A 14,424-nucleotide genomic window follows, 5' to 3' on the forward strand; every position below is an offset into this window, starting at 1 on the left:
AACAATGAGGCTATCAGTAGACGCAATGGGCGGTGACAATGCCCCGGAGAGCATTATAAAAGGGTGTGAAGCTGCTTTAGATAAATATAATGATCTTGAAATAATCCTGACAGGTAACGAAAATGAAATAAAAAAGTTTATTCAGCCATCTGACAGAGTACAAATTATCCATACAGAAGTTGTCATTGAAGGGGAAGATTCTCCGGTCCGGGCAGTCCGCCGGAAGAAAGACTCTTCTATGGTTCTTGCAGTACAGCAGGTGAAAGAAGGCAAGGCGGATGCTGCTGTTTCTGCTGGGAACACAGGAGCATTGATGACAGCCGGCCTCCTGGTTCTCGGAAGAATAAAAGGAATCGAACGGCCTGCTCTTTCTCCTATGCTGCCTACATTAGGCGGGGAAGGGTTTCTGCTTCTTGATGTGGGTGCTAATATGGATGCAAAGCCTGAACATCTCCTTCAATATGCCAAAATGGGAGATGTGTATATGCGGAAAGTTCGTAAAGTCGACAACCCAAGAATCGGGCTGTTGAACGTAGGGACTGAAGCAGGAAAAGGATCCGAGCTGACAAAGCAGGTCTATGGACTTTTGCAGGACAGCTCTGTTAATTTTGTTGGCAACGTGGAGGCCAGGGATCTTCTTGAAGGTGCCGCCGATGTGGTGGTATGTGACGGATTCTCAGGCAATCTCGTGCTTAAAACTATTGAAGGAACAGCCATGTCGTTGTTTTCCCTGCTAAAAGAAGAACTTACTTCTTCGTTCACAAATAAGCTGGCTGCCGGAGTGCTGAGGCCATCGTTTAAGCGGGTCAAAAATAAAATGGATTATTCCGAGTATGGAGGCGCCGGTCTTTTCGGATTAAGGGCTCCGGTAATTAAAGCTCATGGGTCCTCGGATGAGCGGGCATTTTTCAGTGCAATCCGGCAGGCAAAAACGATGCATGAAGAGAAAGTAGTCAGCACGATCGAGCAGGAGATTCAAAAAACAAAATCAGCTGAGGGGGAGTAATAACTATGGTAAAGATTTCATTACTTTTTCCCGGCCAGGGATCACAGCAGGTCGGTATGGGAAAAGAGCTTGCTGAGGCTTACCCTGTTTGCAGGGAGGTATTCAGCAAAGCGGATAAAGTTTTAGGTGAGTCGCTGTCAGAACTTATTTTTTCAGGTGAAGAAGAACTAAAAAGAACAGAGAATACTCAGCCTGCCCTCCTTACTGTAAGTACTGGCATATGGGAAATATTAAGAGAAAAAGGAATAACCGCGGACTTTGCTGCCGGGCACAGTCTTGGTGAATATTCGGCTCTTGTGGCTGCAGGTGCGTTGTCGTTTGAGGATGCTTGCGCAGCTGTAAGAAAGCGTGGACAATGGATGGAAGAAGCTGTGCCTGCAGGGAAAGGCACGATGGCGGCAGTTTTAGGTATGGACAGAGATTTACTCCAGAAAATTACGGACGAAGCGAGCGAAACAGCAGGAGCGGTTCAGCCTGCAAATTTTAACGCGTCAGGGCAGATTGTTATTTCCGGCACTGCCGAAGGAGTTGCTGCCGCTTCGGAACTAGCGAAGTCCAGGGGTGCAAAACGGGTAATCCCGTTAACAGTAAGCGGGCCGTTCCATTCATCACTCATGGAGCCAGCTGCTGAAAAAATGAAAGAACATCTCAAGAATGTTGAAATTTCGGAACCGAAAATACCAGTGGTTGCAAATGTAACTGCGGAAGAAACGAAGGATCCTGAAGAAATCAGGGAGCTGCTTTACAAACAAATCTACTCCCCGGTACTCTGGGAAGACACTATACATAAGCTAGTTGAAGAAGGTTCAGACACATTTATTGAGTTAGGGCCGGGAAAGGTTTTAAGCGGCCTTGTAAAAAAAGTTTCACGACGGGCTAGAGTATTGCCGGTCTATGATATGGAAACATTAGATAAAGCTGTTAAAGTGCTGACTGAGGAGTGAAGAGCATGAAAGGACAAAACGCATTAGTAACAGGAGGATCCCGTGGGATAGGCCGCGCGATTTGCATTGCCCTGGCGAAACAGGGTGTAAACGTAGCTGTAAACTACTCCGGAAGTAAAGAAAAAGCAGAGGCAGTGGCAGAAGAATGCCGCTCCTATGATGTAAAAGCATTTGCTTTACAGGCGAATGTAGCTGATTCAGAAGCTGTGAATGGAATGGTGAAAACCACTATTGAAGAGTTCGGGTCCCTGGAGATCCTAGTGAACAACGCAGGGATAACGAAAGATACACTTATCATGCGGATGAAAGAAGCGGACTTTGATGCCGTAATCGAAACGAACCTGAAAGGTGTTTTCAACTGTTCAAAGGCGGTTACCCGGCCGATGATGAAGCAGCGTTACGGGAGAATTATAAACATTTCCTCCGTAGTCGGAGTGCTTGGGAATGCCGGGCAGGCTAATTATGTGGCAAGTAAAGCGGGAGTTATCGGTTTAACAAAATCGATGGCAAGGGAACTTGCAAACAGAAATATAAATGTTAACTCTATTGCTCCCGGGTTCATTGAAACAGATATGACGGAAGCTCTCTCCGAAGAAGTAACCAGTGAAATGCTGAAGCAGATTCCCCTTGGGAAGCTTGGAACCCCCGAGCAGGTAGCAGATGTGGCGGTATTTCTTGCCAGCGATGCGTCTTCCTATATGACAGGGCAGACACTTCACGTAGACGGCGGAATGGTAATGCAATAACCACGCAGTAACCAGGGAAAAGCCTTAAATAATACTAAGTTGAAATCTAACTAGTTTTTTTCACCTGTTTATCCTATAATTACTTGAGAGGAGGTGAGTGTAATGGCAGCAATTCTTGACCGCGTTGCGAAAATCGTTTCAGATCGTCTTGGCGTAGATGAATCCGAAGTGAAGCCGGAAGCTACGTTTAAAGATGATTTAGGAGCAGACTCCTTGGATGTAGTTGAGCTTGTAATGGAGTTAGAAGACGAGTTCGACTTGGAAATTTCCGATGAAGATGCTGAAAAAATATCTACTGTAGGTGACGTGATTCAATACATAGAGCGTCATCAATAGTTTTAAACCCAAGCCCCTCACCGGGCTTGGGCTTTCAATAATGCTTAACGGCGTTATTATATTAAAAAGCTCATCCAGAGCAGACTAAACTGTCAAACTGAGACAAAGCGACGGGGGATCTCATGCAACAATCACGAAAGATTCAAAGAAGAGGAATAAAACGCCCAGCAAGAAAGCTTCAAATGACAAAGGCGCAAAAACAGAAGTACCGCCAGTTCTTATCTTCCATAGATATTCATTTTGATAATGAAGACCTGTTTATACAAGCCTTCACGCATTCATCTTATGTAAACGAGCACAGAATACGGCCGCATGATGACAATGAACGGCTGGAGTTTTTAGGCGATGCAGTTTTGGAATTGGCCATCTCTCAGTACCTCTACAAAAAATACCCGAACATGAGCGAAGGTGAGATGACCAAACTCAGAGCTGCAATCGTATGCGAACCATCATTGGCAAAAACAGCCGACCATCTCCACTTCGGTGATTATGTCCTCCTCGGTAAAGGAGAAGAAATGACAGGGGGCAGAAAACGGCCCGCACTCCTCGCAGACGTATTCGAGTCATTTATCGGGGCCCTTTACCTTGACCAGGGAATGGAAGCCGTATACAAGTTCCTTGAAGAACACGTCTATCCGAAAATCGAAGAAGGCGAATACTCTCATATGATGGATTTTAAATCCCAGCTGCAGGAACTCATTCAGCGTGAAGGGCAAGGCCACATCCAATACAAAATCGTACAGGAAAAAGGCCCCGCCCACGCAAGAGAATTCGTCTCGGAAGTATGGCTCGAAGAAGAAGAACTAGGCGCCGGAACCGGCAGATCCAAAAAAGAAGCCGAGCAAATGGCCGCCCAAAAAGCACTGGAAAAACTCACAAACAACCACTAATTTTATCGACTGACCAGGAACTGGAAAAGAAATTGCCGATGAATTCATTCAGCAAGGCAGCATCTCTTTTTCCAGTTCTTTTTTTATGCGCAGTGTTAATTTGCGAGGATGGCAGGCCTCGCAGGACAGGGGATAAATTAGCTCGCTCGTGGGAATTATTCCAGTGTGTCCCCTGCATTTGGGCCGGGAGTGGTGAGTGGTGCAGGCAGAAGTTGCAATTTGAACGTCTCGCATACCCGCTCGGGATAAAATAACGCCCAAGCGGTAACGCGAGCACGTCTCGCATACCCGCTCGAGATAAAAAATCGCCCAAGCGGTAACGCGAGCACGTCTCGCATACCCGCTCAGGATAAAAAATCGCCCAAGCGGTAACGTGAGAGCATCTCACACACCCGCTCGGGATAAAATAACGCCCAAGCGGTAACGCGAGCACGTCTTGCATACCCGCTCGGGATAAAATAACGCCCAAGTGGTAATGCAAGAACGTCTCACATACCCGCTCGGGATAAAATAACGCCCAAGCGGTAACGCGAGCACGTCTCGCATACCCGCTCGGGATAAAAAATCGCCCAAGCGGTAACGCGAGAGCATCTCGCATACCCGCTCGGGATAAAATAACGGCCAAGCGGTAACGTGAGAGCATCTCACACACCCGCTCGGGATAAAAAATCGCCCAAGCGGTAATGCAAGCACGTCTCGCATACCCGCTCGGGATAAAATAACGGCCAAGCGGTAACGCGAGAACGTCTCGCATACCCGCTCGAGATAAAAAATCGCCCAAGCGGTAACGCGAGCACGTCTCGCATACCCGCTCAGGATAAAATAACGGCCAAGCGGTAACGTGAGAGCATCTCACACACCCGCTCGGGATAAAATAACGCCCAAGCGGTAACGCGAGAACGTCTTGCATACCCGCTCGGGATAAAATAACGCCCAAGTGGTAATGCAAGAACGTCTCACATACCCGCTCGGGATAAAATAACGCCCAAGCGGTAACGCGAGAGCATCTCGCATACCCGCTCGGGATAAAATATCCCCCAAGCGGTAACGCGAGAACGTCTCGCATACCCGCTCGGGATAAAAAATCGCCCAAGCGGTAACGCGAGAGCATCTCAACCCCTCTCTGTCCCCATGCATACCCTCCAATCCCAAAAACAAAAATAATAAATTATCAGAAAAGTGTGTTATACTTACTTCATATATTATCCAAAGGGATGATTAACCAGGGCCGCTCTTCTAAGCTGCGGTCATTTTTGACGGCTTTATTCCTTTTCGGAAAACAGCTTAACATAATTAATTTATTGTAAACAATCAACGCAACGCTGATCTTTTTAAAACAACTGAGGCGGGAGATGTATGAGAGAAATATTAATCGGCATTGCAGCATCGATGTTTTTTGCAGTCACATTTATACTTAACCGTTCCATGGAGCTTGGCGGCGGAAGCTGGTTATGGAGCTCTTCATTAAGATTTTTATTTATGGTCCCGTTCCTGGTTATTATCGTACTCCTTAGGAAAAACATGAAACAACTGCTCCAGGAGATGGTAAAAAACCCTCTCCCATGGATAGTATGGAGTTTTACAGGATTCGTCCTGTTTTACGGCCCTCTTACATATGCAGCAGCTTATGGGCCAGGCTGGCTTGTAGCAGGAACCTGGCAGCTCACTATCGTAGCCGGCGTCTTACTGACACCATTTTTTTACAAAAGCATACCTGCTCCAACAGGAACAATCAAAGTAAGAGAAAAGATTCCTGTATTTGCGTTAATATTTTCTGTGATTATTTTTTCAGGCGTCATGCTCATGCAATGGCAGCACGGCAGTAATCTCACATGGAGTATTGCTTTATTAAGTATTTTGCCTGTGGCAGTGGCCGCTTTTGCATACCCTCTGGGCAACAGAAAAATGATGGAGTTATGCGGGGGGAGGCTTGATACTTTTCAGAGGGTTCTTGGAATGACACTGGCAAGTCTCCCATTCTGGGTAATAATTGGGTCTGCTGGGTACGCAACTGCCGGTCTTCCGTCATCCAGCCAGATGATCCAGGCTTTTGTCGTAGCTGTCTGCTCAGGGGTTGTAGCTACTACATTATTTTTTATAGCTACTGACAGAACGAAGGGTGACCAGGGAAAACTCGCTGCGGTAGAAGCTACCCAGTCGACTCAGGTAATGTTTGTATTAGTAGGGGAAGTACTGCTTCTTTCAGCTCCGCTGCCTGACGGTCTGGCATTTGGCGGGCTGTTCCTGGTGGTACTCGGTATGCTCCTTCACAGTTTTTTTGCCAGAAAGTCTGTGGAAAAATTACCGGATGTTAATGTGATAAAGAGTGAACAAAAAATTTAATAGGTGGGGAAGCATATGATGGAAATAAGAAAACCTGACAGTTACGCTGAAGCAGCAGAATTTATTGCAAAGATGAACAAAAAGAAATCGTCTCATACTGGATACTGCGGTACTGAGGCAGATGAAGTTTTACATACTCTGGAGAATGACTTTTCTGATTTTCCTCTGGACGATTCTCTCATAGCTGCCTATAAAGACGGCGAGCTGGTTGGCCTGCTCGGAATAGACGGGGACGAGGATCAGAAAACCGGAGAGTTATGGGGCCCGTTTATAGACATACCAGAGTGGGAAGATACAGCTGTGAAAATGTGGGACAAACTGGTTAGCCAGCTCGCTGGGAAAATAGAAAAAGCTTTCGGCTTTTATAATATAGCAAATGCTGAATGCGAGCTTTTTATGGAGATGGGAGCAGCTGTTAAGAACAGAGAAGACGTTATCTTAAGAATAACCCGGGAAGATATTCGCACAACTAATCAGCCAGCTATTGAGGAAATTTCAGAGCCGTATTATAAAGATTTTCAGCAGCTTCATGAAGAAAGTTTTAAGAATGCTTATTATACAGCTGCGGAAATACTGGAAAAAAGTGATGAGTACAATAAAACTATTATAGAAATAAAGAATGGTAAAATGGCCGGCTATGTCTATTGTGAAGCACGACCGGATTTCTCTGAGGGAGATATTCATTTTATTGCCGTTTCTCCATCTGGCAGAAACCAGGGTACAGGCAGGAAGTTAATTAATCATGCACTTTCTTATTTGTTTTCTTTTAAAGAGATTACCAATATTATTTTGTGTGTTGATGCGGGTAACAAAGCAGCTCTTAAAGTATACGGAAGCTCAGGGTTCAGTGAGCAGCACAGGCTGAATTTCTATACACTTGACTTTAAAAAAATTGAAGCTGTGAAAGCTGGACAATTATAGAGCAAATGGAGAAATAAAATGGTATGATAGTAAAATACTATTGCTTGTGAGCTTTTTAACATCCAAAAGCAATTAGATATACGGTAAAAGGAAGGTAGCAAATGTCTGAAGAAAATATCACCAGGTTAGAAATAAACGGAAAAGAGCTCATATTAATCGGTACTGCTCATGTTTCGAGGCACAGTGCAGAGCAGGTAAAAGAAGTTATTGAAGCAGAACAGCCGGATACTGTTTGTATTGAGCTTGATAAACAAAGATATGAATCAATTATGGATGCGGACAAATGGAAAAACATGGATATATTCAAGGTTATTAAAGAAAAGAAGACGACGTTGCTTCTTATGAACCTGATGATTTCATCTTTTCAAAAGCGTATAGCCAAACAATTCGGTATTAAGCCAGGCCAGGAAATGATACAGGGTATAGAATCGGCAAAGGATACAGGGGCGGAACTCGTTCTTGCTGACAGGAATATTCAGGTAACTTTCTCCCGTATATGGCACGGAGTCGGCCTTGGAGGAAAACTGAAACTCATGCTGCAAATCTTTGCCAGTGTACTGTACAATGAAAAGGTTTCAGAAGAAGAACTGGAAAAAATGAAGCAGGAAGATATGCTGGACTCTATGCTTGAAGAGTTTACAGAGCATTTTCCTAAATTAAAGAAGCCTTTGATTGATGAAAGGGACCAGTATTTATCACAAAAGATCAAAGAAGCTCCAGGAAACAAGATAGTAGCTGTGTTAGGAGCAGCACATGTTCCTGGAATTAAGAAAGAAATCGAAAATGACCATAACATTGAGGAACTTAACAAAGTGCCTCCAAAATCAAAAGCACCTAAAGTGATCGCTTGGGCGATACCTTTGCTTATTATCGGAATGATTGCATATACTTTTTATGCAAATCCGGAGGCGGGCCTGCAGCAGACACTAAGCTGGGTATTATGGAACAGTTCATTCTCTGCTATAGGGGCAGCAGTTGCTTTCGGACATCCCCTTGCTGTACTGATGGCATTTATTATTGCTCCGCTAAGTTCATTAAGTCCGATGCTGGCAGCAGGCTGGTTTGCCGGAATTGTTCAGACATATTACCGCCGGCCGAATGTAGGGGACTTTGAAAACCTTAGTGAGGACGTTTATTCGGCAAAAGGGTTCTGGAATAACAAAGTGACCCGGATCCTCCTGGTCGTAGTTTTGACTAACCTTGGAAGTACATTAGGCACTTTAATTGCAGGTGCAGATATAGTAAGGCTGTTTATTCAGAATGTTTTTGGATAAGCTGCAGCAGGAAGGCGTTTTCCATACTGGGAAAATGCCTTTTCTAATTCCGAATATATTATAAACAGGCTCTGTTAAAGACTAATATAGATCGAATAAATCGACGGGTTTGCGGAGAAGTAGTGCTCTTTGAAGCAATGCCTGAAGCACTTGGGCTCCCTGTATTGAAAATTAACAACTAAGTTTCAGAGCCTGTAAATAAAATAACGGTCATCTTCACATTCTAAGAAAAAAGGGCAGGTATTCCATATGGATGTGAACTTGGCTAAGGAACAGGAAAATCAACTGGAAAAGATAAGAGTTCTCAATGAACAAATAAGCCAGCTGGAAACCGAATACTGGCATCAATTTTCCAGCATGAGCGAGATAAAGTTCTGGGTTGTTCTCCTTTTGTTTGCAGTGCCATTAATTGCACTGCTGTTATTTATAGACAGGAGGCGTGTGTTTTTACTATGTTTTTATGGATTTAACATACATGTATGGTTTGGCTACCTTGATACCTGGGGAGTGAAGCAGGGAATCTGGGAATATCCGTATCAGCTTCTGCCTTTCCTGCCCGGAAACGTAACACTTGAAGCTTCTTTAATGCCTGTAGCTTTTATCTTTGTCTATCAGCTGACAATTGCGAGCTTTAAAAAGTATTTAATTTATACTTTAGCTCTTTCTGCCTTCTGGTGTTTTATATTAAAGCCGATATTTGTAATGCATGATTTATTCAGACTGTATAAAGGGGTTAATTTTTTTCATTTATTCATCATATTAATTGGTGTTTTTCTGTTCTCTAAGCTGCTGACATATATATTTCTTAAATTGAGCGAACAATCAGGAGCCTTTACAAGAGACTAGATATATCGTGGCGCTCCGGCATCAAGTGCATTCCAGAGTTTTATCAGTTTGAGGATAGTTACAGGCTAATTTACATTCGTCTATAACACTCTGTTGACTCGCATGTTAAAATGTAAAATGGCATTCAAATGCATATGGCTGTGAAATTCATCGGGCAGCCAGTAAACCAGAAAGGATGCGGTAAACATGCCAGCAGTAAATACGAATCACCGTCTTTCTCCGGAATATGACCCGTGGGAAGCTTACATAGATGTTGAAGAATACGGGGAAATGGTCTTATCAAATATTGAATTTACTACGACAACACTTTGTAATATGCGATGCGCCCACTGTGCCGTCGGGTATACATTGTCAAATAAGGATCCTGAGGCAGTTCCCATTGAACTTATACTGGGAAGATTAGAGGAAGTTCCATATTTAAGAACTCTCAGCATTACAGGCGGAGAACCAATGATGTCGCAAAAATCGGTTGATAACTATGTTCTCCCTTTACTTCAATATGCTCACAGCAGAGGCGTGAGAACGCAGATTAATTCCAACCTCACATTGCCTTTTGAAAGGTATAAAAAGATAATCCCTAACCTTGATGTGCTCCATATCTCTCACAACTGGGGGACAATCAGAGAATTCACAGAAACAGGGTTTGCCAGGATGGATCGAAAACCAGCTGAAAGTCAGCGGGAAAGATATTTTCACAGAATGGTTGAAAATTCAAAGCGCCTCTCTGCGGAAGGGGTGATGGTGTCTGCTGAAACAATGCTGAATAAACGTACTTATCCATATCTTGAATCTATCCATGACCATATCATTGAAATGGGGTGCAGCAGACACGAAATTCATCCAATGTACCCTGTCGATTATGCCAGCCAACTTGAAACTCTGGAGCTTCATGAAATGCGTGCGGCAATTAAACGGCTTTTGAGCCATCGTGACCAGAATGTGTGGATGCTGTTTGGGACACTGCCTTTTTATCCATGCAGTTCCTCGGAAGATGATCTGGAGTTAATCAGCCAGCTGCATCAGGCGAAAAACGTTACTGTGAGAAATGATCCCGATGGCAGATCCAGATTAAATGTAAATATTTTTACTGGTGAAGTGATTGTCACAGATTTTGGAGATGAACCTCCATTGGGGAATATCCAGAATTCATCCTTAACGGAAGCATATGAACGGTGGCTGAAAACACCAACGGCGAAAAGCTTAAACTGTCATTGCCCCGCTGTGAAATGCCTAGGGCCAAATGTTCTTGTAAAAAACACGTACTATGAAGAGGAAGATTTTCAGAAAAAGAACGCAAAGATCAGTTTTTAATAGAGAAATTAGTATATAGTTGCCGTTATGCACTAAGTATTAGCACCTGCTGGCGGAGAAAAATATTATACATTGAAAAACCCCCGTCATGCGTTGTATGGCGGGGGAGTTTTTGGTGGTCTTTTATTTTTCTTCCTGGTTGATTTGAAGATACCTTTTGTCCTTCATAAATAACCGCCAGAAGACGATGAAAGCAGGTATCAGGATTGCCAGCCCGCCTCCATAGCCGTACAGGAGCCAGCGGAACATAACTGGGTCAGTAAAAGCTTCGTACACTGTCAAGTCGGGATAGAGAATGTATGGCATGTGGGAGAGCCCGTATCCAAAACTTGCAAGGCCGAACTGTAAAATGATCAGCAGAACTCCTATTCTGGGTCGGCCCAGGTTTGTTTTATCAGACTTCCACCACAGGGTGCTGTATCCAATAACAGCAGCTGCCAGTGATAAAGCAAATAAATACCAGATATCCATCATAGTTTCGACCATCCAGGGAGCCTCTGGGATTAATGTAAGGAGAGCGGATACTGCGAACAATAATGTAACAGGTCCTAAAACAATGGCATTCTTTCTGTATATTCCATATACTTCTTCGTTTCCCGCCTCTCTTGCATAATCACTGAGAAGAAGCGCGGAAAGAAATAATTCTGTTGCTAAGCCGAAGCCAATGTGCGTATAAACGGCCGGACTGGTTAATACCTCATTAAAAAGGATGAAGTGCCTCTCGCCTGAAGAAGCAATAAATCCTCCAATGGAAACAGGGAGAATGCTCACCATCAGAGCAGGGATTAATAATCCGGTAAGCCCTGATATTACAGTAAGAGTCCTTGTATATTTCTTTACGGTAAAGGAATACACCATAAAAGCACTGCGTATCGCCAGTAAGATCAGCACAAGGCTTACCGGCAGAATCATGAGAGTACCGAGATAAAAAGCGGCCCCCGGGAAAAAACCGACTAATGCAATGACCAGCAGTACGAGAAAAACATTCGTTACTTCCCAGGAAGGGGACAAATATCTGTTCGCAATCTGAGATGCCTGTGTCTCTTTGCTTGTCTGATAAAACATCGCCCAGAAACCTGCACCGAAATCGATGGAGCCTGCAATCGCGTAAACAAACAGGAAAACCCAGATAATTAAAATTGCTATATATACTTCACTCATCTTAGTCCAGCACCTGCACTTTCATTTTTGTCAGGTCTTCGTGGAGCGGATTTTTTGAGAAGTAATACTTCAGAACAAGACCGGTTAACACAAGCAGCATGACGTAAAGAGCCATGAAGAGGATGAAAAGTGTGCCGATATTACCTGATTGTGTCGCTGCATCAGTTGTTGACTGGATACCGTATATTGTCCATGGCTGCCGGCCGGTGCAGCTGAAAATCCAGCCCATTTCTATGGCGAGCATGGACAATGGTCCGGTAGTTACTAGTATTAAAAGCAGCCATGCGGGAAAATCCCGTCCTCTGAATAAAACAGACCATGCTATTGCTATCCCTGCTATTCCAATAAGTGAAAAACCAATCCCTACCATAATATTAAACAGAGTGTGGACAAATAGGGGCGGCCATTCTTCTCTCGGAAAGTCGTTCAGGCCCTGTACGACTCCTTCGGTTGTGCCTGTCGCAAGCCAGCTTAACATCCCGGGAATCTCTATTCCTCCAATTATCGTTCCTGTTTCAGGATCAGGAATACCCATGATAGCCAGTGGGGCATTTGCCTGGGTTTCAAAAAGACCTTCTGCAGCTGCAAGTTTTAAAGGCATTTCATTATGCAGCATTTTAGCGGTATCATGGCCGTTCGTTGCAGTATAAAGACTTGCAATTAAAGCTACAACGAGGGTCAGCATGAGGCCTTTTTTGTGATAAGCACGTTCATGATCGGAATTCGTTTTTCTCAAAAGCTTATATGCGGCAATAGAAACAAGAACAAAAGCCCCGGTCATATAAGCGGTTGCAAGAACATGCTTGGAAGTATACTGCATACTTGGATTCATAACTGCTGCCCATGGATCTACATCTGTTACCTGGCCGTCTGTAAGCTGGAAACCCCTGGGTGTGTTCATCCATGAATGTGCGATATTTATTAAGTATGCTGAAGAGGAAGCACCAAACGCCACTAAGGCAACGCTTATTACTCTCATGACATTTGACAGCCTGTCAGCTGCGTAAATATAGATAGACATAAACACAGCTTCGAGAAAAAATGCAAAAATTTCAATTTGAAAAGGAACTGCAATTACTTTACCGACAATCTCCATGAAACCTGGCCACAGTAAAGAGAGCATAACTCCAACAATCGTCCCGGATGGGATAGCAACTCCAAGGAGTATAGCAAAACCCTTCGTCCATCTCTTTGCCATAATACCGTAATCATCATCTTTCCGAATCCACCGCATTATTTCAGCAAACAGTATCATTAACGTTACTCCTACACCCAGCGTAGCGAAAATGATGTGAAAAGCCATTGAAGAGCCGAATAATGTGCGGGTTAGTAAAACCTGATCCATTTCTCCATCTCCATTCAATACCAGTTTTAAAATTAGAATGCGTCATAAGATGGGGAGTATTCATTTATTTTCCAAAAATAGTTTTATATTAAGTTCAGTAATTTTCAGGCAAAACAAAACCCTCAGAATTCCACTGAGGGTTTCCCATTTATACGAAAAACTATATCTGTATTTACAAAAATTTAAGATGGAACAGTTCAAACAGATCAGGCTGGAGGGTAATCAGGATTATAATTCACCAATTGAAAACGGACAGAGGGAGCCAGCGAATTTTTATACAGTAAAAGAATATAAATCCTCAGCGATAAAAGTTTCAGGAAAAACTTCCCTGGCTTCCTCCAGCATAAGGTCAACTGCCTTTCCCTGATACCTGGAACTGATATGGTTCAAAATTAGTTGTTTTACTCCGGCAGCTCTTGCAGTTTTAGCGGCCTGTAAGGCAGTTGAATGAAAATATTCCTCTGCCAGTTTCACTTCACTTTCTTTGAAAGTAGCTTCATGGACAAGTATATCTGCTTTTTCTGCGAGCTCCGCGCATTTTTCAGTAAACTTAGTGTCCCCTATTATCGTTACTGTTTTTCCGGACTTTGGTGGACCTAAAAAATCTTTTCCCTGAATAAAACGACCGTCAGGAAGGGTAACATCCATCCCTTTCTTTAGGTGTTTATACAATGGGCCAGGAGGAACACCTTCACTCTTGAGCTTTTCAGCCAGCAATGCCCCAGGCTGTTCCTTCTCTGCCACTCTGAAACCGTAAGAAGTTATCCCATGGTTAAGTTTAGCGGATGAAACGACATACTCACTGTCTTCAAATATTGGACCGTTGCTGTCTATTTCCTTTATTTCCAGCGGGTATCTTACATACGTACTGCTGGCTCTGAGAGAAACTTCAATAAACTCTCTGATTCCTGCAGGCCCATAAACAGTAAGAGGTGTTTCTGCCCCATGAAAAGAGCGGGTGCCTAACAGACCTGGAAGGCCGTATATATGATCTCCATGCATGTGTGTGATGAATATTTTATTAATTTTCCCTGGCTTTAAAGAGGTATGTAAAATCTGATGCTGGGTTGCCTCGCCGCAGTCAAAAAGCCAGACAACCCCCTTTTTATCCGCAAGCTGCAGAGCTAAGGAGGATACGTTTCGATGCTTAGCAGGTATTCCTCCGCCTGTTCCTAAAAATGTTATTTTCACGAGCGGCCTCCTTCTTATATTTCTTTGCAATTCTAATACTAATAAAGGAATTGAATAACAGCAAACAGAATAATACATTGAAAGAACTTAACAACGTGTTTTTTGCAGGC

Annotated in this window: 13 protein-coding genes; 10 read left to right on the forward strand and 3 right to left on the reverse strand. The window is 43.6% G+C overall.

Translation table 11 applies throughout. The features are described 5' to 3' along the window. Nucleotides 1–4: 4 nt before the first annotated feature. The 10 genes from plsX (at nucleotide 5) to yfkAB (ending at nucleotide 10,617) form a co-directional block, all read left to right on the forward strand. On the forward strand, nucleotides 5–1,006 hold the full coding sequence (plsX, locus tag BK582_RS13440) for a phosphate acyltransferase PlsX (RefSeq protein WP_078595529.1): 1,002 nt from the start codon (nucleotides 5–7) through the stop codon (nucleotides 1,004–1,006). 5 nt (nucleotides 1,007–1,011) lie between these two features. Beyond that, nucleotides 1,012–1,950: an ACP S-malonyltransferase gene (gene fabD / locus BK582_RS13445; protein ID WP_078595530.1), complete on the forward strand. Its 939-nt coding sequence runs from the start codon at nucleotides 1,012–1,014 to the stop codon at nucleotides 1,948–1,950. A gap of 5 nt (nucleotides 1,951–1,955) precedes the next feature. Next, complete coding sequence (gene fabG, locus BK582_RS13450; protein WP_078595531.1) at nucleotides 1,956–2,696, forward strand: 3-oxoacyl-[acyl-carrier-protein] reductase; 741 nt, start codon at nucleotides 1,956–1,958, stop codon at nucleotides 2,694–2,696. Nucleotides 2,697–2,798: 102 nt separating this feature from the next. Further along, the gene (gene acpP, locus BK582_RS13455; protein WP_078595532.1) at nucleotides 2,799–3,032 is read left to right on the forward strand and encodes an acyl carrier protein; all 234 of its coding nucleotides are present in this window, start codon (nucleotides 2,799–2,801) and stop codon (nucleotides 3,030–3,032) included. 182 nt (nucleotides 3,033–3,214) lie between these two features. After that, nucleotides 3,215–3,922 (forward strand): ribonuclease III, encoded by a 708-nt coding sequence (rnc, locus tag BK582_RS13460; RefSeq protein WP_236939327.1) that lies wholly within the window; start codon nucleotides 3,215–3,217, stop codon nucleotides 3,920–3,922. A 1,356-nt stretch (nucleotides 3,923–5,278) separates the two neighbouring features. Continuing rightward, a complete protein-coding gene (locus BK582_RS13465) occupies nucleotides 5,279–6,265 on the forward strand; it encodes a DMT family transporter (protein ID WP_078595534.1) in 987 nt (328 codons plus the stop codon). Between the two features lie 15 nt (nucleotides 6,266–6,280). Next, nucleotides 6,281–7,186, forward strand: a complete 906-nt coding sequence (locus tag BK582_RS13470) for a GNAT family N-acetyltransferase (RefSeq protein ID WP_078595535.1) — start codon at nucleotides 6,281–6,283, stop codon at nucleotides 7,184–7,186. Between the two features lie 101 nt (nucleotides 7,187–7,287). Next, nucleotides 7,288–8,460 carry a TraB/GumN family protein gene (locus BK582_RS13475; RefSeq protein WP_078595536.1) on the forward strand — a complete coding sequence of 391 codons (1,173 nt, stop codon included), beginning with the start codon at nucleotides 7,288–7,290 and terminating at the stop codon, nucleotides 8,458–8,460. A gap of 249 nt (nucleotides 8,461–8,709) precedes the next feature. Then, nucleotides 8,710–9,306 carry a hypothetical protein gene (locus BK582_RS13480; RefSeq protein ID WP_078595537.1) on the forward strand — a complete coding sequence of 199 codons (597 nt, stop codon included), beginning with the start codon at nucleotides 8,710–8,712 and terminating at the stop codon, nucleotides 9,304–9,306. 186 nt (nucleotides 9,307–9,492) lie between these two features. Continuing rightward, a complete protein-coding gene (gene yfkAB, locus BK582_RS13485) occupies nucleotides 9,493–10,617 on the forward strand; it encodes a radical SAM/CxCxxxxC motif protein YfkAB (protein WP_078595538.1) in 1,125 nt (374 codons plus the stop codon). Between the two features lie 123 nt (nucleotides 10,618–10,740). Here yfkAB and BK582_RS13490 read toward each other — a convergent pair whose 3' ends face one another. The 3 genes from BK582_RS13490 to rnz all read right to left on the reverse strand — a co-directional run bounded on the left by BK582_RS13490 (nucleotide 10,741) and on the right by rnz (nucleotide 14,314). Next, nucleotides 10,741–11,778 (reverse strand): cytochrome d ubiquinol oxidase subunit II, encoded by a 1,038-nt coding sequence (locus BK582_RS13490; RefSeq protein WP_078595539.1) that lies wholly within the window; start codon nucleotides 11,776–11,778, stop codon nucleotides 10,741–10,743. Nucleotide 11,779: 1 nt separating this feature from the next. Then, entirely contained in the window at nucleotides 11,780–13,123 is a 1,344-nt protein-coding gene (locus tag BK582_RS13495; RefSeq protein ID WP_078595540.1) for a cytochrome ubiquinol oxidase subunit I, read from the reverse strand. Between the two features lie 273 nt (nucleotides 13,124–13,396). Continuing rightward, a complete protein-coding gene (gene rnz / locus BK582_RS13500; protein ID WP_078595541.1) occupies nucleotides 13,397–14,314 on the reverse strand; it encodes a ribonuclease Z in 918 nt (305 codons plus the stop codon). Nucleotides 14,315–14,424: the final 110 nt, after the last annotated feature.

Origin of the sequence: Evansella clarkii, from assembly GCF_002019695.1 — a bacterium.
Lineage (GTDB): Bacteria > Bacillota > Bacilli > Bacillales > Salisediminibacteriaceae > Evansella > Evansella clarkii.